The 15,490-nt window shown below is 63.4% G+C and carries 20 protein-coding genes; 3 read left to right on the top strand and 17 right to left on the bottom strand.

What is annotated here, in order from left to right; translation table 11 throughout:
* Positions 1–10 precede the first annotated feature (10 nt).
* The gene (locus ACYG9Z_RS22810) at positions 11–661 is read left to right on the top strand and encodes an outer membrane protein (RefSeq protein ID WP_023673452.1); all 651 of its coding nucleotides are present in this window, start codon (positions 11–13) and stop codon (positions 659–661) included.
* A 63-nt stretch (positions 662–724) separates the two neighbouring features.
* On the opposite strand, the gene ACYG9Z_RS22805 is transcribed toward ACYG9Z_RS22810, so the two are convergent.
* The 3 genes from ACYG9Z_RS22805 to ACYG9Z_RS22795 form a co-directional block, all read right to left on the bottom strand.
* Positions 725–1,321: a glutathione S-transferase family protein gene (locus ACYG9Z_RS22805; protein ID WP_023689091.1), complete on the bottom strand. Its 597-nt coding sequence runs from the start codon at positions 1,319–1,321 to the stop codon at positions 725–727.
* Between the two features lie 341 nt (positions 1,322–1,662).
* Positions 1,663–2,052: a hypothetical protein gene (locus tag ACYG9Z_RS22800; RefSeq protein ID WP_023742331.1), complete on the bottom strand. Its 390-nt coding sequence runs from the start codon at positions 2,050–2,052 to the stop codon at positions 1,663–1,665.
* Between the two features lie 581 nt (positions 2,053–2,633).
* Complete coding sequence (locus tag ACYG9Z_RS22795) at positions 2,634–3,161, bottom strand: DinB family protein (RefSeq protein ID WP_023705340.1); 528 nt, start codon at positions 3,159–3,161, stop codon at positions 2,634–2,636.
* Between the two features lie 62 nt (positions 3,162–3,223).
* Between ACYG9Z_RS22795 and ACYG9Z_RS22790 the strand changes: the two genes are divergently transcribed.
* Entirely contained in the window at positions 3,224–3,847 is a 624-nt protein-coding gene (locus tag ACYG9Z_RS22790) for a TetR family transcriptional regulator (RefSeq protein ID WP_031244169.1), read from the top strand.
* Positions 3,848–3,944: 97 nt separating this feature from the next.
* Here ACYG9Z_RS22790 and ACYG9Z_RS22785 read toward each other — a convergent pair whose 3' ends face one another.
* The 6 genes from ACYG9Z_RS22785 to ACYG9Z_RS22760 form a co-directional block, all read right to left on the bottom strand.
* Positions 3,945–4,391 carry a hypothetical protein gene (locus ACYG9Z_RS22785; RefSeq protein ID WP_023747898.1) on the bottom strand — a complete coding sequence of 149 codons (447 nt, stop codon included), beginning with the start codon at positions 4,389–4,391 and terminating at the stop codon, positions 3,945–3,947.
* A gap of 202 nt (positions 4,392–4,593) precedes the next feature.
* On the bottom strand, positions 4,594–5,016 hold the full coding sequence (locus tag ACYG9Z_RS22780) for a VOC family protein (protein WP_023747899.1): 423 nt from the start codon (positions 5,014–5,016) through the stop codon (positions 4,594–4,596).
* Positions 5,017–5,086: 70 nt separating this feature from the next.
* The gene (locus ACYG9Z_RS22775; RefSeq protein ID WP_084023740.1) at positions 5,087–5,434 is read right to left on the bottom strand and encodes a MarR family transcriptional regulator; all 348 of its coding nucleotides are present in this window, start codon (positions 5,432–5,434) and stop codon (positions 5,087–5,089) included.
* Positions 5,386–5,562 carry a hypothetical protein gene (locus ACYG9Z_RS22770; RefSeq protein WP_023733874.1) on the bottom strand — a complete coding sequence of 59 codons (177 nt, stop codon included), beginning with the start codon at positions 5,560–5,562 and terminating at the stop codon, positions 5,386–5,388. The genes ACYG9Z_RS22775 and ACYG9Z_RS22770 overlap by 49 nt, the downstream gene beginning before the upstream one ends.
* A gap of 192 nt (positions 5,563–5,754) precedes the next feature.
* Positions 5,755–6,603: a 23S rRNA (adenine(2030)-N(6))-methyltransferase RlmJ gene (locus tag ACYG9Z_RS22765; protein ID WP_023684716.1), complete on the bottom strand. Its 849-nt coding sequence runs from the start codon at positions 6,601–6,603 to the stop codon at positions 5,755–5,757.
* 7 nt (positions 6,604–6,610) lie between these two features.
* Entirely contained in the window at positions 6,611–7,225 is a 615-nt protein-coding gene (locus tag ACYG9Z_RS22760; protein WP_023752532.1) for a hypothetical protein, read from the bottom strand.
* 182 nt (positions 7,226–7,407) lie between these two features.
* On the opposite strand from ACYG9Z_RS22760, the gene ACYG9Z_RS22755 reads away from it, so the two are divergent.
* A complete protein-coding gene (locus ACYG9Z_RS22755) occupies positions 7,408–8,565 on the top strand; it encodes an ATP-grasp domain-containing protein (protein WP_031244168.1) in 1,158 nt (385 codons plus the stop codon).
* 57 nt (positions 8,566–8,622) lie between these two features.
* Here the strand turns inward: ACYG9Z_RS22755 and ACYG9Z_RS22750 are convergent, their stop codons facing one another.
* The 8 genes from ACYG9Z_RS22750 to ACYG9Z_RS22715 are packed head-to-tail and all read right to left on the bottom strand — an operon-like array spanning position 8,623 to position 15,396.
* Positions 8,623–8,916 (bottom strand): addiction module antidote protein, encoded by a 294-nt coding sequence (locus tag ACYG9Z_RS22750; protein ID WP_023672747.1) that lies wholly within the window; start codon positions 8,914–8,916, stop codon positions 8,623–8,625.
* 1 nt (position 8,917) lies between these two features.
* Entirely contained in the window at positions 8,918–9,199 is a 282-nt protein-coding gene (locus tag ACYG9Z_RS22745; protein ID WP_023733871.1) for a type II toxin-antitoxin system RelE/ParE family toxin, read from the bottom strand.
* A 52-nt stretch (positions 9,200–9,251) separates the two neighbouring features.
* Positions 9,252–10,256, bottom strand: a complete 1,005-nt coding sequence (locus tag ACYG9Z_RS22740; RefSeq protein ID WP_023672745.1) for a Rieske (2Fe-2S) protein — start codon at positions 10,254–10,256, stop codon at positions 9,252–9,254.
* Entirely contained in the window at positions 10,253–11,386 is a 1,134-nt protein-coding gene (locus ACYG9Z_RS22735; RefSeq protein ID WP_023711925.1) for a GNAT family N-acetyltransferase, read from the bottom strand. The genes ACYG9Z_RS22740 and ACYG9Z_RS22735 overlap by 4 nt, the downstream gene beginning before the upstream one ends.
* Positions 11,383–12,639, bottom strand: a complete 1,257-nt coding sequence (locus ACYG9Z_RS22730; protein WP_023733870.1) for a F390 synthetase-related protein — start codon at positions 12,637–12,639, stop codon at positions 11,383–11,385. The genes ACYG9Z_RS22735 and ACYG9Z_RS22730 overlap by 4 nt, the downstream gene beginning before the upstream one ends.
* A complete protein-coding gene (locus ACYG9Z_RS22725; RefSeq protein WP_023752531.1) occupies positions 12,636–13,460 on the bottom strand; it encodes an MBL fold metallo-hydrolase in 825 nt (274 codons plus the stop codon). Before ACYG9Z_RS22725 ends, ACYG9Z_RS22730 begins: the two co-directional genes overlap by 4 nt.
* A complete protein-coding gene (locus ACYG9Z_RS22720) occupies positions 13,457–14,461 on the bottom strand; it encodes an NAD-dependent epimerase/dehydratase family protein (RefSeq protein WP_031197144.1) in 1,005 nt (334 codons plus the stop codon). Before ACYG9Z_RS22720 ends, ACYG9Z_RS22725 begins: the two co-directional genes overlap by 4 nt.
* Positions 14,458–15,396, bottom strand: coding sequence for a 3-oxoacyl-ACP synthase III family protein (locus tag ACYG9Z_RS22715; RefSeq protein WP_245259941.1), 939 nt, complete (start codon positions 15,394–15,396; stop codon positions 14,458–14,460). The genes ACYG9Z_RS22720 and ACYG9Z_RS22715 overlap by 4 nt, the downstream gene beginning before the upstream one ends.
* Between the last annotated feature and the right edge of the window lie 94 nt (positions 15,397–15,490).

Raw genomic sequence — 15,490 nt, 5'->3', positions numbered from 1 at the left:
GTAAACAACAATGCAAACCAATCTCAAATTCGCGCCGCTCGCGGTTGCGCTCGGGCTCTTCGCCCTCAGCGGTACCGCTTTTGCTGCCGATGTCGTCTCGGAAGAGCCCCCGGCGCCAGCCCCGATCGCCGAGCTCCCCGTCGCTTCCTGGGCCGGCCCGTATGCCGGTCTCAGCGCCGGCTACGGCTTCAGCGGTCATGCCAAAGTCCAGGACGGCGGCCCCGACATCAAGACCAAGGGCTTTGTCGGCGGCGTTTTCGGCGGCTACCAGTGGCAGCAGGAAAACTTCGTGTACGGTGCTGAAGCCGATCTCGGCTACAACGGCGTCAAGGGTGACAGCGGCGGCGTCAATTCCAAGGGCGGCTTCGAAGGCTCGCTGCGCGCCCGTCTGGGTTACGCCGTGACCCCGGAAATCCTGCTCTACGGCACCGGCGGCGGCGCCCTGAAGAACCAGAAGGTCTCGGTCCCCGGCGACAGCGACAGCAACACCATGCTCGGTTGGACGGCCGGCGTCGGCACCGACATCAAGATCACCGACAATGTGTTCGGCCGTGTCGAGTACCGCTACACCGACTTCGGTTCCAAGAGCTTCGACAGTGTCGGCACCAAGGTCAAAGAGAGCGACAACCGCGTCACCTTCGGCGTCGGTATGAAGTTCTAACTGTCGTTCAAGCCACGACACAAGAAAGCCGGGCCTCGCGCCCGGCTTTTTTTGTTTCGCCCGTCAGGCCGGCACAGCCACCTTCAGCCCCGGAAACTTCTCATCGAAACGCGCTGCCCAGCGGGTCAGGCGGCCGCGGCCCTTTTCCCATTTGCCGGCGAAGCGCAGAGAGAGGTAGCCGAGGCAGGCACGCAACGCCAGCTGGCCAAGCGTGATCTTCTTCGGCAGCTTCGGCGGATTGGCGTTGAGGAAATCGAGTGCGGCGGTGATCTTGGTCCACTGGCGATCGAGCCAGGGTTGATAGACCATCTCCTCCGGACGCGTGCGCCGCTCATAGACCATCGACAGCGCGCAGTCGCATATGCCGTCGGCCAGCGCCTCCAGCACTTCGGCCTCGAGGCGCTTGTCGGCATTGCGCGGCAACAACAGGCTCTTCGAAGCGCGGTTGAGATGCTGGGTGATGGCGCGGCTGTCGTGGATCGAGCGGCCGTCGTCGAGCACCAGCACCGGAATCTTGCCGAGAGGATTGGCTGACATCAGTTCAGCAGGCTTGTCCTCGGTCTTGACCGGCACCAGTTCGACGGCAATGCCGGCATGGAGTGCTGCCATGCGCACCTTGGAACTGTAGGGGGATGAGGACGCGTAGAGCAGCTTCGGCATGATCGGTTCCCTGTTTTCGGACGGCCAGTGCATGTCGCTCAACAATGCGGCTCCGGTCTTGAGAACGACGCGCGTAAAACAAAGGTCTAGAGCGCGTCGCCTGAACCCCATCGGATGCGACCGCCTTAGTGTTGGCCGATCTTCCCTGAGGGAGCAACTGCCAGAAGGGCAAAACCAGGCGGCCAATCCGCCGACAATGAAATCGCCAATGCATGTCTCACAGAAGTGGCGTCAATTTCGAGAGAACGACATGCATCAAAACAAGACCTAAATCACAACAAAAAAGCTCCCGGGAATCTGCCAGTCGGCAAAGTTCCCGGGAGCTTTGAGATGGTCCGCTGTTACTTCTTCTTGGCGGCTGGCTTTTTGGCCGGTGCAGCCTTCTTCACAGCTGCCGTCGACTTGGCGGCGGCGGCCTTCATCGGAGCCTTGGCGGCGGGTTTTGCCGCTGTCTTGGCTGCCGGCTTCTTGGCGGCGGGCTTGGCTGCTGCCTTCGCAGCAGGCTTCGCCACAGCCTTGGCGGCCGGCTTCTTGGCGGCGGGTTTCGCTGCTGCCTTGGCGGCGGGTTTTGCAACTGCCTTAGCTGCCGGCTTTGCCGCTGCCTTGGCGGCCGGCTTTGCCGCTGCCTTCGGTGCTGCCTTCTTTACTGCTGCAGGTTTCGCGGCAGCTTTCGGTGCCGCTTTCTTTGCCGGCGCTTTCGCCGCCGGCGCCTTCGTCGTGGTCTTTGCCATGCGATGCCCCTTGCGTTTGTGCCGATGGCCGTGAGTGACCCGGCGAGCTAATGCATATCTGACTCGTGCGTATCTAGCCAGCGAAGCATTACATAGAATTTCGCAGATTAAGTTTCGGTTACGCTGAGAGCATGATCGCAATGATCGGCACAGAAATCGGCAAGAAATCTTCCCGCTTCGCAGCGAACTGTTGCGAGAGAAATCTCTGATATCGCGACTCACACGTTCTTCTCGTCAAGCTCACATTCTCTTGCAACGCCGTCGATCTCACGCGGTCATCGGCGGCCTATTGGATGGCAACAATCATCGCACCGCAGAGGCTGATCTTGCTTCATCCCCACGGTTGCAGGAACAGCACTAAACTGAACGCGAGCTTTTTACTCGTATATCGAAAGTGGTTGGATGGAAGCCAGGAAAGACAGTACTTGAAGGGACAGCCTGTTGTGTTGGACGTTTCCCAGACGAGAAGGGAGATCGCCAGCTTCGGCGCAAGAGATGCCCAACGGAAATGGGAAACGAAAGATCGGGGAATCCTCCTCCCGGGAAGCCGCGGTCCCTTGGAAGCCAACGGGTGCGGGCCCCTAAGCGCCAACCCGTTCGCGCACCTGCAGCCGGCGCGAAGGCTCGGCGTGGTGGAGGTGGACGGCAAACGTATCCCACGGCGGCGCAATGCCGATCTGCATCAGGATCCGCCCGATCTCGCCGCGGTGATAGCCGCCATGCGTGACGACATGTGTCAGCATTTCCTGGCGTGACATCATCGCCCTGTCGCCGTCGGTGAAGGTGAAAGGCACAGGCTCTGACATGAGCTTTGGCGAGACGGCTTCGATATAGTCGAGATACCAACGATCCACCGCAGCGACATCAGCGCTCAATTCATCGAGTGCCGGTGTGTCCTCGGTGTTGTCGGACGCATAGCCATGACGCGTGCCGGAAAGATGCGCGGCGAATATCTTCGATACGACAAGGTTGTGGTTGATGAGACGGGTCGCCGTGTGGCGCTGATCGACATGCTCCTGCTGGTCGAGGCCCGCAAGCTTCTGCAGCAATTCACCATTCGCCCAGGCTTGATAAACGAAGAGGCTGCGGAGCAAATCCAGCGCGTCCATGGTCTGTATCCTTTGCAAAAAATGTGAGTATATTATCTATATTCTTGGCTGCTGGAGCAGACATGTCTACTCGCATTGCAAAGCCGCGCTCACGCATGCGCAAGCAGCCGCGCCAGGCGCGTTCGAGAGCGACGGTCGAGGCGATCATCGAAGCCGGTGCTCATGTTCTGAGCGCGCTCGGCTGGGCCGGCTTCACCACCAACAAGGTGGCCGATGCGGCCGGCGTCAGCATCGGCTCGCTCTATCAATATTTTCCCGACAAGCTGTCGCTGGTCGAAGCAATTCGCCGGCGACATTTCGATCAGGTGCTGTCGGTGATCGCCGAATCAGCAGAAGGCGACAAGCCGCTCAAGCGATTCGCGCAGGAGCTGGTGCGCGGCATGATCGATGCGCACAGCATCCATCCGACGCTGCATCAGGTGCTGCTCGACGAGGCGCCGGGCGATCGCGGCTCACGCGCCGCCCATGCCTCGTTCCAGTCGCGCTATCTTGATCACTACACGGCGGCGGTGGCGCAATATCGCAGGCGCAGAAAGGACAATGAGACCGTGGCCCGGGTGCTGTCCTCAGCGGTCGAGGGCGTCATCCACAATGCCGCGCGGCGAGACATGCTCGACTTGCCGGAACTGCAGAAGCAGTTGGTCGAGCTGATCTGCGCTTACGTATCTGGTGGGAAGGCGATGTGAGGCAGCGGCAGCAGTTCGGAGATTGGCGAAACCGGAGCGACATCAGATCTCCCCCTTGCGGGGAGATAGCAGGTTCAACGGCGGTTCTTATCCGACCTTAGCGCAGGACGCGGCAGCGGCCGTTGTAGACCATCCAGCGGTCGAAGCCCGAGACGCAGAATTCGACATTGTCGCCGATCGAGGCAAAACCCTGGCCTTCCTCGATCAAGTACCAAATGGTGCGGGCGCGGCCATCGGAAAGGCTGACGGTGGCGCCGCAATAGCGGCGGCCGATCGGCCATTCTTCGCTGGCCGGGAGATAGCGATGCTGGTGGATGCGTTGGAAATCGGTGATCGAAACATCCGGCAGATGCGGCACGTGATGCACCTGGTAGGAGAAGCGGCTGGAGATCTTGCTTAGCACCCATGCCTCGCCGCAAACGCCGCTGTCCTCGTCGGAATAGACGGAAAGGTCGGCGGCCTGTGCTGGCTGGCCAAGGGATGCGGCCAGCGGCGTGCAAAGCGAAATCAGGGCAGCAAGAGCGGATTTGGCAAAGCGAGTCATGGCAGCCTCTCAAAGGTCGACTGCGCCCACTTTGCGGATTCGGCGGCGCGCGGTCAAGCGGTCGCCCTGACGATGGTTTCCCGCTCCGCAACCGGTTTTGCCGGTGCGAAGCTGCGAAACCACGTCCTGACCTTCGAAAAAGCTCGCCTTGCCCATTAGGAAAAGCGGCCTGCCCATGGCCGGCGGGCCGCCGAAACCCGGTTCAGCCTTGCTTGGCGTCGCCCTGCGGTATGGCGGCCGGGTCCATCCACATCGCTTCCCAGACGTGGCCGTCAGGATCGGCCAGGCTGCGATTGTACATGAAGCCATAATCCTGTTGGGCGTTGATGTCGGCGGCGCCGCCATTTTTCGCCGCCGCCTCGTTCATCGCATCGACCGCCGCGCGGCTGTCGCAGGACACGGCAAGCATGACCTCGCTCGAGGTGGCCGGTGGGATGGGGCGATCGGTGAACTGACGCCATTTGGCATGGGTGAGCAGCATGACGTTGATCATTTCGCTCAGCACCATGCAGGCTGCGGTGTCGTCGGTGAAGTGCGGGTTGTTGTCGAAGCCGAGGGCTTTGTAGAATGCCATCGACGCAGCGAGATCGGCGACGGGCAGGTTGACGAAGATCATGCGGGGCATAGGGTCTCCTTGACAGTACACACTTGAAACCGGACCGGCGTTTCGCCGGACCATCCTCCGATGCCTTCTCTCAACGCACCGGTTTTGGTTTGCCGCGCACCCTCTCGGTCTGCGCCTTCTGCATCGCTTCGACCTCTTGATAAGCCGAGCAAAAACTGCATCTCGGCCGCCGAATATTCTCCAGCAATGCGGCGCCCGCCTCGAGGATCGGATGGTAGCAGCGCCGGACGAGTTCCTCGGTCTTCTTGCCCGCCGCGACCATGACCTTGCGCCTGTCATCGGGATCCGGCTGACGGCTGACGAAGCCGCGCTTTTCCAGCCGGTCGATCAACGTCGTGACCGCCGCCGGCGTGAGATTTGTCTCCCTCGCTACGAGGTTTGCCGGCCCCGCCGGCCGTGATTGATCGCACCGAGACAGCGGCGCTCGGCAGCGCTCAGCACATAGATTTCGGCGACGGTCCCATCGAACGTTTCGACGGCATCCTGCCAGCGCGATATCGCGAAGCCTATCGCGTTGACCAGTTCCTCTTCTGTCGATCTTGGCATTCGATTCGAAATCTAATAATTAGATATCTATCTATCTGATTCTGGGATTAGCGTCAACGCCGAGCCGATTAGATGTGCATCTCCATGGTTTCGGTTCGTTGAACACAGCTGAGCATTCGCGGATGGCGCCACCGTCAAAACCTCTAGCGACTTTGTGTCTTTGCCGCGGGCGTCGCCCGCTGCGAAGCGTCGCTACTCCCCGGCCAGCCATTCCAGCGACCAGTGCGCCGGCTTTTCGACCGCCAGCAATCTGTGCAGGACCGGCAGCACGATGCGCAGTTCGCGCTCCAGCGTGAAGGGCGGGTTGACCACCACCATGCCGCTGCCGTCGAGGCTTGGTTCACGCGATGCCGGCCGGATCTCGAACTCGATGTCGAGCAACTTTGGGACGCCGGATTGCTTGAGCGCCTTGCGGAAGGCGATGATCGCTTTGCGATCCTTGATCGGATACCACAGCGCGTAGATGCCACCCGGCCAGCGCCTGTGCGCTTTCTGCATGCCGTCGACCAGGCGGTCGAATTCGCCGGCTTCCTCGAACGGCGGATCGATCAGCACCAGGCCGCGCTTTTCCTTTGGCGGCAGATGCGCGCCAAGCGCCAGCCAGCCGTCGAGTTCGATCACCCTTGTCTGGAAATCGCCGGCAAACAGCGTCTTCAGCCTGGCGGCATCTGCGCCGTGCAGTTCGATCGCCGACAACCGGTCCTGCTTTCGCATGAGGTGCCTGGCGATCAATGGCGAGCCCGGATATTTCTTCACCCCGCCATCGGGATTGAGCGAACGCACCGCTTCAAGATAGGGGGCAAGCAGCGCAGCCGCCGATTTTTCGATCGGGGCGTGGATGAGGCGGCCGATGCCGCCTTGCCATTCGCCGGTCTTTTGCGCTTCCGCCGACGAAAGATCGTAGCGGCCAATGCCGGCATGAGTGTCGACGACACGGAACGCCTTGTCCTTCTGCTTCAGATAGTCGAGCAGAAGGCTGAGCACGACATGCTTGACGACGTCGGCGAAATTGCCGGCGTGATAGGCGTGACGGTAGTTCATGCTGCGCTCATGTCGAGGAGCCTCTGCCCCAACGCGGCGGTGGCGGCTTCGAGTTCGGGTTCTCCGGCCGGCGACCGCCGAAAGCCAGAGTAAGCAGGAAGCCGATCAGGCCGACGGCCATCAGCCCATAGCCAACCGGCCGTGCGCGTTGATCGATCTCACCGGCGCCGGAGCGCAGTATCAGATCCATTGCGCGTATCGGGATATCGTCGGCGTCGCCCGGGCCGGCGGTGAAGAGATAGGCGCCGGGACTGACGGTTTCGATCACGCCGGCCTCGTCGCGAAAGATCTTGTCGGGCAGTTGCGGGCTGACCTGCCGCGGATTGTCGGCGTGGTTGAATTGCAGCGTCGAGGCAAGCACCGTGCGCCCGGCTGTGGCGGCAGTCAGCGTCAGCACGGTGCGCTGCTGCGAGACAATGCGCTCGGCCTTTGCCGTCAGGTCGACCAGCACTCTGACCGGCGCGTCGCCAGCTTTCAGCGTCACCGTCACAGGCCTAAACCGGCCCTGGTCGTAGACGCGCCAGGCGCCGATCTCGTGGCCGGAGAAATTGCTCATGGCCCAGGGATAGACGAAGCCAATGGCGGCGCCGGCAAGCAGTATCAGGACAAACAGAAAGCGCATTGAGGAGATCCGGGTGTTCGACAGATTGCCAATAACGCCCTGAAGGCCAAAAAGCGATGGCTGACGCAGCGGAGCCACCTTTGTGGAGTCCGTTGGCGGCACGCAAGCCATGTGGCACTTATGGCGAATGAAGCCTTCCGCAGAAGCATCGACTCGTCTTTTCCAACCGATGCCGGTGGCTCATGCCCAATAGCACCGTGCTGATCACCGGTGCCCGCGCGCCGGTGGCGCTGCACCTGGCGCGGCTGCTGCATGGCGCCGGTCGCCGGGTGATCCTGGCCGACAGCCCGGCCCGGCCGATCGCCGCAGCGAGCACGGCCTGCGCCGCCTACCATCGCCTGCCGCCGCCGCGCTTTGCCGCCGACGCCTATGCCAAGGCGGTGGAAGCGCTTGTCCGCGCGGAAGGCATCGAACTCGTTATCCCGACCTGCGAGGAAGTCTTTTATCTCGGTCGTCTCTGGCAGCACCGCGCCATGCCGGCCCGCCTCTTCGCACCCGAGATGGCGATGCTCGCCCGCGTTCACGACAAGCATGCCTTCATCCGGCTGGCGCAGAGCCTTGGGCTCGACGTGCCGGAAACGATGCTGCTGCAAAGCGAGGCCGATCTCGACGGCGTTCGTGGCCAATCGCGCGAATTGGTGTTCAAACCTGTGTGGTCACGTTTTGCCCGTGACGTACTGCTGCGGCCATCGCCGGACGAACTCGACGCCGTCCGCCCCTCGCCCGCCGCTCCTTGGGTGGCGCAGCGCTACATCGCAGGTGAAGAGATCAGCGCCTATGCGGTGGCGGTCGAGGGTGAACTCAAAGCGCTGGCGCTCTACAGTTCGCTCTATCGCGCCGGCATGGGCGCCGGCATCTGTTTCGAGCCAGTCGGGGATGCGGCTGCCCGGCGCTTCGTCGAAACCTTCGTCGCCGGCGCCGGCTGGACCGGCCAGATCTCCTTCGACCTGATGCGCGAGAATAACGGCACGGTGCTGCCACTGGAGTGCAATCCGCGCGCCGTGAGCGGCCTGCACTTCTTTCGCGATCCGCGGCGCTTCGCCGACGCGGTCCTGGAGGATGGCGCCGAGGTGAAGCCCGACGTGACGGCGCCGCAGACGGTGAGGCTTGCGATGTGGATCTACGGGATGCCGGCGGCACTGCGCTCCGGTGGTCTCGGCAGCTTTCGCCAGGCGATGCACGATGCCGATGAGCTGCTCGACTGGCCGGGCGACCCCGCGCCGAAGCGGGCGCAGTGGCGCACGCTGGCCGAGATCGCCGGCACAGCACTGCGCCAGCGCATCAGCCTTCAGGCTGCGTCGACGCGCGATATCGAGTGGAATGGGCCGGAGCAGGACTAGTCGAGTTGAAGCGGAACTTCCCGTTTCAGCTGAGTGCGTAAGTCCTGCTAAGGTTGCCTAAACGGGATTAACTGGCTTTGCGGACAATTGCAGGCCAAGCGCCTTGGTTACGCCCAGCAATGTACTGAGGCGCGGATCGCCCTTTTCGCTCAGCGCCTTGTAGAGTGCCTCTCGGGTCACGCCGGCGTCCTTCGCTATGCTTGTCATGCCGCGGGCGCGCGCGACAATGCCGAGGGCGTGCGCAATATAAGTCGCGTCCCCGGTCTCGAACGCATCAGCGAGCAGTTCGGCTTGAGACTCAGCATCATCAAGATATTCGGCGGCGTCGAATGGTGTGGTTCTGAGGGTCATATCAAACTTCCTTTGCCATTTTCCTGGCTTTTCCGATGTCCCTGTCCTGCGAGCCTTTGTCACCGCCGCAGAGCAGGATAATGACCGTGTTGCCGCGCCGGACGAAGTGGTATCCCGGACCGTAATCTACGCGCAATTCTCCTATGCCATCGAAGAACTTGGCGTCTCCCAACAGCCCAGCCTGAACGCGGACAATCCGTTGGGTGATCTTCTTTACGGCGCGAATGTCCGTGAGCCCTCTGAGCCATTTTCGGAATTCGTCAGTGGATCGAACTTCGATCATCCGTGAACTATAATTTACAGCAGAACTGGAATCAAGTGCCGTGAACTTTAGATTACAACTCGATTTGGTGCACCCGCGGCTCTGCCGCCGCCGGTGGCATCTTGCCGTCGATGATCGCCGCTATGTCGCGGCGCAGGAAATCCAGCGGGCCGATCGCCGGCTGAACCTGCGGCGATATACGGGCGTTGTCGCTGGCCGATTTCAGCACACGGCGATCCTGCTGCAGGGCAAAGGCAAAGAGCGGCCGGAAAGCAAGCGCCTTGAGTTCGCCGAACAGGCCCTGTCGCGGGCCGATCAGCCAGCCGACGCCTTCGACGGTCCGTTCGTCCGCCTGACGCAAATGGAAAGTGGTCGCCAGCGCCAAGCCGCCCTTGCCCCAATATTCGAGTTCGACGATGCCGGGATGGCGGTAGCGGCCGATGGTCTTGGCGCGCTCGCCTTCCAGCAGCCGGCTGACCAGCCCCTGTTGGCGGTCCTCGCCGGTGTAGCAGCTTTCGACCCAGCCCTTGCCGCCGGTCACCTCGACGCGCACGAGATGGCGCTTTGCGGTCAGGCCGCGCAGGACACCCTTGTGGGTGAAGTGGGTGTGAGTGGCGTCGAGAATGTTCTCGGCGGCGTCGAGCACCGTCGATCGCGCCGAGCTTCGCACCCGCTTCACGACGACATCCTTGCCTTGCATGCAATGGAGATAGGGCTCGCCCTCAGGCGTGCCTGCCGAGACGAAGACGACGCCGTCGCGCTCGATCGCGCTGTAGCGGCGGATACGGTAATGCGGGACGTCGCCGACATGGCCGGGAATGGCGGTGCAGCGCCCTTCCCCATTGTAGCGCCAGCCATGATAGGGACATTCGATCTCGCCACCGACGACCTTGCCGGTCGAGAGTTCGACCAGGCGGTGAGCGCAGCGGTCGAAGAGGGCGGCAATGCCTTTCGCCGAGCGGAACAGCACCAGTGGCGCGCCGTCGAACAGGATGCGCTTCGGCTTGGCTTTGATGTCGGCAGACCGCATCACCGCCTGCCAATAGTCTTTGTCTTTCTGCTGCCGGGTGTCGCTCAAAGTTCAAATCTCCTGAGCAGGGGAATGCCGATCTTCGCGAGCACAAATTCCATGATCCGCACCGCCATGCGTTGGCGGCGCGGCAGATGGGCAGCATAGACGGCGTTGTATTCCACCGTCGCCACGGCGCCGCGCAAGCGTTTGAAGGCGGCGGCACCGGCGCTCATGTTGAAGAACAGGCTGTGCGCCATCGCATGATCCTGCGCCAGCGCCATCATCATGCGGTAAAGGCCTTCGCTCACCGGGAGGCCGGTGTCGTAGCCGACGATGGGCTGCGTCAGTGTCCTGCCGTTCTGAGACAAAGCGGCGACGGCGACCAGTTCACCGCCGGGACGACGCAGGCCTGCCAGTTGCAGGATGCCGCGACGGTGCGTCTCGCCGATATAGCGGGCCGTGTAGTGCGGGTTGAGCGGCGTGTATTTGTCGAGATAGAGCATCCGGTAGAGCGCTTCGGCGCGCGCATAGTCGGCCTCGGTGAAGTCGCCATTGCCGACCTGCTCGAAAGGCGTCGTGGGCAGCCGCTTGCGGTCGCGCTTCATGTCGTTGGTCATGGCCGAACCGTCGCCTGCGAAGATGTAGATCTGCCGCGCCGCCAGCATTCGAAAACCCTCCGCCTTCAGCGCTGCGATTGTCGAGGGATCGGCGATCTCGTTCAGGGAGCGGATGAAAACAGCGCGATCTGGAAAACGCGCGGTGAGATCGTCGCGCATCGCCGCGACCGCGTTGCGATCGAGCAGCGGCACCGGATTGGTCGAATAGAGCCAGTTGTTGACCTGAACCTGATGGTCAAGGCCGCTCATCCTGACCAGCGGCGCGCACAGGCCGATCAGCATCCGCATCGTTTTTTGCAGCAAGGGCGAGGAGACGAAATTGCGGGTCTCGTCGATGGCATAGTCGATATAGGCGCTGGACGGGCAGCAGATATAGCAGTTCGGCGCTTCGCTTCTGTCGTTCAGCGTCAGCGGAAAGGAGCGGCCGGCGATCTCGAAGGTTTCGACAGCCACTGTCAGATTGCGCACGAGGTCGCGCACCGGCACCTCGTTGAAAAGCTGAACGAAGGCTTCGACCTCACGCGGGCTGTTTTCTACCCGGTTCGTCTGATCGAGTGGCAACATAGCGAGCCGGTTCATGATGCCGCTCCCAGGTGGCATTCGACCCGACGCAGTTTGCGGCCGGTCTCCAACGGCAGGTCCCTGCGAACAAGGCTGACCGAAGCTGTCGCCTGGCGCGCCGCCAGCAAATTGCGCACGGCCTGATGGGCAGCGGTGGCGGCTTCGTCGGCAAGCCCGGGGGCCAGGCTGAGTTCGATTGCATCTTCAGCGGTCTGGACCAGGCGGAAATCGTCGATGCGCCGGTCGGCCTTGAGCACCGCATTGCGTAGTATGTCGGGCGTGACGAGGAGCTGCCCGTGCGGCGAGGCGAGCCGGAAAGCGTCGTCCATGCGGCCGACGATCTCGTCCAGCGTGCGCAGCGGCGAGCCGCAGCGGCATGGCTTTTCCGACAGCCGCAGCAGATCGTTCATCCGGTAGCGCGCCATGATCTGGGTCCGGCGGCGAAAGGCGGTGATCAGCGGCATGACCAGGCCGTCGCCGGCCGGTTCGAACTCGAAGAACACCGAATCCTCGGCCAGATGCAGCCCGCCCTGGCGGCAGGTGACGGCGAACAGCCCTTCGGTCGCCATGTAGATCTGGTCGACCTGACCACCAAAGAATGCCTCGATGACCGGCCGGTCAACCGGGTCGAGCGTTTCGGCGGCGCTGAAGACACGCTGCGGCTTGAGCCGAAAGCCCTCGGCCGCGAAGTGCCGCAGTATCTTCGGTGGCGCGATGATCACCGTCGGCGCGAAATCTTCGAGAGCGCCGCGCCAGCTCTCCGGACCGCGCGTCAGATCGAAGAAGCGCAGGTCGATACGCCGCGATTTGCGCGCGCTATCGTAGAGCCCGGTGTTTTGCGGCAGGACCACCGCAACGCGCTGCCGGAGCCAGAGCAGATCGGGCACGGCCTTGGCCAGGATGGTGCCCAGCCAGCGGTATTTTTCCGCCTCGGAAATGACGAACAGGCCACGATTGCCCGACGTGCCGGTGCTGGAGCCGACAGTCAGCTCGCCAATGCGGCTATCGCCGGCCTGCGCCTTCCAGGCCTCGGCGGCCGAGACGCCATGAATGTTGAAGCGCTCGAAATTGCCCATCACCGTCGCCTTGTCGGTCACCGGCAGGTCGCCGAGAAGACGCGGCGCCTTGCCGTAGAACGGCGCGCGCGGCAGGTCGCGGTCGAGAAAGCGGCGCAAGGCTTGCGCCTGCCAGCGCTCGAAACTCTCGCGGCTTTTGCGCGAAACCCATTGCGTCAGCGCAAACGAGCGGATCGCTTCGGCCGGCCCGTTCACGCGCTCTCTCCGGCCACATCGTAGGCCGTCACCGCCGGATCATGACAAAGAACAACCTCGCCGCCGGTCGCCAGAAACCGACGCAACATTACGCTGGTCGGCTCGATCGCGGCGGCATCCTCGGCCAGCAGGGTTGCAGGCAGACCGGGAGTTCGGTTTTCCACCAATGCTCTGATCAGCCATTGCGCATCGACGGCGTAGAGCAGCGGCCGCTCCAGATTGGGGAACAAAAGGCCGAACTGGCCATCGGCATGGCCGGGCAGATCGACTGCGACGACGCTGCCGTCGCCGAACAGATCGGCGCCGCCTGGCACGCCGCCGCGAGGTTCGATCCGCCGCTTCGACGACAGCCCGTCGAGTCGGGCCTCGAAGTCAGACGGGAACAGTTCCTTGAAGACGCCATGGCGCAGATTCTGCAGGGAAGTCTTGGCCTTCGCCCGCGCCCAGGCGGTGTCATTGGCGATAAGCCGAGCGTTGGGAAACAGCGACAGGCCCGACATGTGGTCGGCATGGAAATGCGTGACAATGACGGTGCGGACGTCCTGCGGCGAGAGGCCGAAGCGCGCCAGTACCGCGAGCGGCTGCTCGGCTTCGTTGAGCTGGGGCCGGAGGATCGCAATGTAAAGACGCAGCGCCGTGCTGCGCTCGCTGCCTTGTGTCACATGCGGCGTGTAGCCGGTATCGATCAGTACGGGGCCGGCCTGTGGATGCATGATCAGGCCGTAGCGGACACGTAGCCTGACCTTCGCCCAGCTGCCGCCGCGCAGGATCAGGCGCTCGGCTGCGCTGACAGAGGCGCTGTTGGCGAAGACGATCTTCACGCTGCCCTCCTGCTTTCCATCGCCTTGCCGAATGTGCGATCGAGCCCTTCCTCGAACGACACTTTCGGCGCCCAGCCGAGGATGCGGCCTGCCTTGGAAAGATCGAGGCTCTGCGCATAGGCGAACAGGCCAAGACCGTAGCGCGTCACCGGCGGTTCCGGGCGGCCGGGCAATATATTCGCTACCGCCTCCGCTATCCCGGCCGTCAGCATGGCGGGCCAGAGCGGCATTCTGCGCCAGCGCGGCTGCACGCCGGCGCGGGCGCAGGCCGCCTCGGCAATGCGGCGGACCGGCACCACTTCGCCGCCGGAGATGTTGAATATCTGTCCCTCGGCAGCGCTCCCGGCGGACAGCGCGGCAAGCACCGCATCGACGACATCCTCTATATAAGTGAGATCGATGCGCGCCTTGCCGTCGCGAAACAGCGGCAGCGGGCGCTGCCGTGCCACCTGCAGCAGACGCGGCAGCAGCGTGCGATCGCCGGGACCGTAGAGGCCGCGCGGCCGCAGCACCACCGGGCTGATCTCAGGCGCCGCCAGCACGATCTCCTCGGCCTGCCGCTTGGTGCGGGCATAGTGATTGACCGGAGGGGGCAAGGCCGCATTCTCGGGAACTCCGAGCTGGTCGCGATAGGCGAAACAGACCGTCGGGCTGGAGATATGGACGAAGCGGCGCACGCCTTGCCCGCGCGCGAAATCGCTGAGGTTGCGGGTAGCTGTGACATTTGCCGTCTGGAAATCCGCCAACCTGCCGAAGGGCGCGGAAAGTGCCGCGCAGTGGATGATCGCATCGACGCCGTCGAGAGCGCGCGCGGCAGCTGCATCGAATGGTTGAGACAAATCGAGCCGAACGACCCGATGACCAGCGGCTTCGAGCGCCGCGCAGCGTTTGGCGTCCCTGCCAAGACCCAGCGCCGGTGTGCCCAGTGCAGCCAGCCGCGCCATGACATGCGCGCCGAGGAAGCCGCTGGCGCCGGTGACGAGGACGCGTCCCACGGTCATGCTTCCAGCGCCATGCCGCCGAACGACACGCCGGCCGAGGTGCCGAGGAACAGCACCTTGGCGCCCGGCACAATGCGTTGTTCGCGGCGCGCGACGTCGAGCGCAAAGGGGATGGAAGCGGCGATCTGATTGCCGTAGCGCGCCGCGATGTCGACCAGCTTTTCCCTGGCGAAGCCGGTCTGGCGCGCCATGTGGGCGAGCGCCAAAGGGCTCGCCTGATGCGGCACGACGAGGTCGACATCGTCGTGCCGCCAGCCGGCGCGATCGAGCAACTCCGCTACAAAGCCGTTGAAATGGCGTGACGTGACGCGAAACAGTTCCTTGCCGTCCATGTGGAACAGGCTGTGGCGGGCGAATTCCTCGGGCTCACGATGAAAGTCAAACCGGGTGCCGCCGGAGCCGATGCTGCAGGCCTCATAGGCGGAAGGGTAGGTGCGCATCAGGTTGGCCGCGACCCGACCCTCGCTTGGGGCCTGTTGCAGCACGGCGGCCGCCGCGCCATCGCCGAAGAGGGCAGCAATTTCCGGCTGGTCCTGCCACGGCAGGGCGCGCGAGGCGATTTCAGACGAGAACACCAGCGCCGTCCGGCATTGCCCGGCCTCGATCAGGCGCGACGCGGTCTCGAAGGCTGTGAGGAAGCCGAGGCAGGTGCTGTTGACGTCGAAGGCGGCCGCCGACCCATCGGCAAGGCCGAGGCGCTGCATGACCAGCGGCGCCGTCGACGGCAACGGCTGGTAAGGCACGCCGCAACCGCCGATAACCAGATCGACACTGCCTGCCTCAAGTTCGGCATCGGCAAGCGCCAGACGGGCTGCGGCACAAGCAAGGTCGACCTGCGACTCGGCGTCGCAGACATAGCGTTCGATGACGCCGGTCGCGGCCTCGAAATGTCCGTCGCCAAACCCCAGCCGCGCGTCGAGGGCGCGCGAGGTCACGCATCGAGCCGGCACGGCTCGCCCGGTTCCGATGATCCTGATCCGCATTCTCAGCCCGCCGCTTGAGTTGCGCTTTTCGCAATTCCTAAGTCGG

The sequence above is a fragment of the Mesorhizobium sp. RSR380A genome, assembly GCF_054719385.1.
This window is presented reverse-complemented; position numbering and strand designations above follow the sequence as displayed.

Bases quoted from the DNA above. Each gene is read 5' to 3' on its own strand.
- ACYG9Z_RS22810 (WP_023673452.1), top strand. From the start codon at position 11: ATGCAAACCAATCTCAAATTCGCGCCGCTCGCGGTTGCGCTCGGGCTC.
- ACYG9Z_RS22805 (WP_023689091.1), bottom strand. From the start codon at position 1,321: ATGCCGAAGCTGCTCTACGCGTCCTCATCCCCCTACAGTTCCAAGGTG.
- ACYG9Z_RS22800 (WP_023742331.1), bottom strand. From the start codon at position 2,052: ATGGCAAAGACCACGACGAAGGCGCCGGCGGCGAAAGCGCCGGCAAAG.
- ACYG9Z_RS22795 (WP_023705340.1), bottom strand. From the start codon at position 3,161: ATGGACGCGCTGGATTTGCTCCGCAGCCTCTTCGTTTATCAAGCCTGG.
- ACYG9Z_RS22790 (WP_031244169.1), top strand. From the start codon at position 3,224: ATGTCTACTCGCATTGCAAAGCCGCGCTCACGCATGCGCAAGCAGCCG.
- ACYG9Z_RS22785 (WP_023747898.1), bottom strand. From the start codon at position 4,391: ATGACTCGCTTTGCCAAATCCGCTCTTGCTGCCCTGATTTCGCTTTGC.
- ACYG9Z_RS22780 (WP_023747899.1), bottom strand. From the start codon at position 5,016: ATGCCCCGCATGATCTTCGTCAACCTGCCCGTCGCCGATCTCGCTGCG.
- ACYG9Z_RS22770 (WP_023733874.1), bottom strand. From the start codon at position 5,562: ATGCCAAGATCGACAGAAGAGGAACTGGTCAACGCGATAGGCTTCGCG.
- ACYG9Z_RS22765 (WP_023684716.1), bottom strand. From the start codon at position 6,603: ATGAACTACCGTCACGCCTATCACGCCGGCAATTTCGCCGACGTCGTC.
- ACYG9Z_RS22760 (WP_023752532.1), bottom strand. From the start codon at position 7,225: ATGCGCTTTCTGTTTGTCCTGATACTGCTTGCCGGCGCCGCCATTGGC.
- ACYG9Z_RS22755 (WP_031244168.1), top strand. From the start codon at position 7,408: ATGCCCAATAGCACCGTGCTGATCACCGGTGCCCGCGCGCCGGTGGCG.
- ACYG9Z_RS22750 (WP_023672747.1), bottom strand. From the start codon at position 8,916: ATGACCCTCAGAACCACACCATTCGACGCCGCCGAATATCTTGATGAT.
- ACYG9Z_RS22745 (WP_023733871.1), bottom strand. From the start codon at position 9,199: ATGATCGAAGTTCGATCCACTGACGAATTCCGAAAATGGCTCAGAGGG.
- ACYG9Z_RS22735 (WP_023711925.1), bottom strand. From the start codon at position 11,386: ATGAACCGGCTCGCTATGTTGCCACTCGATCAGACGAACCGGGTAGAA.
- ACYG9Z_RS22720 (WP_031197144.1), bottom strand. From the start codon at position 14,461: ATGACCGTGGGACGCGTCCTCGTCACCGGCGCCAGCGGCTTCCTCGGC.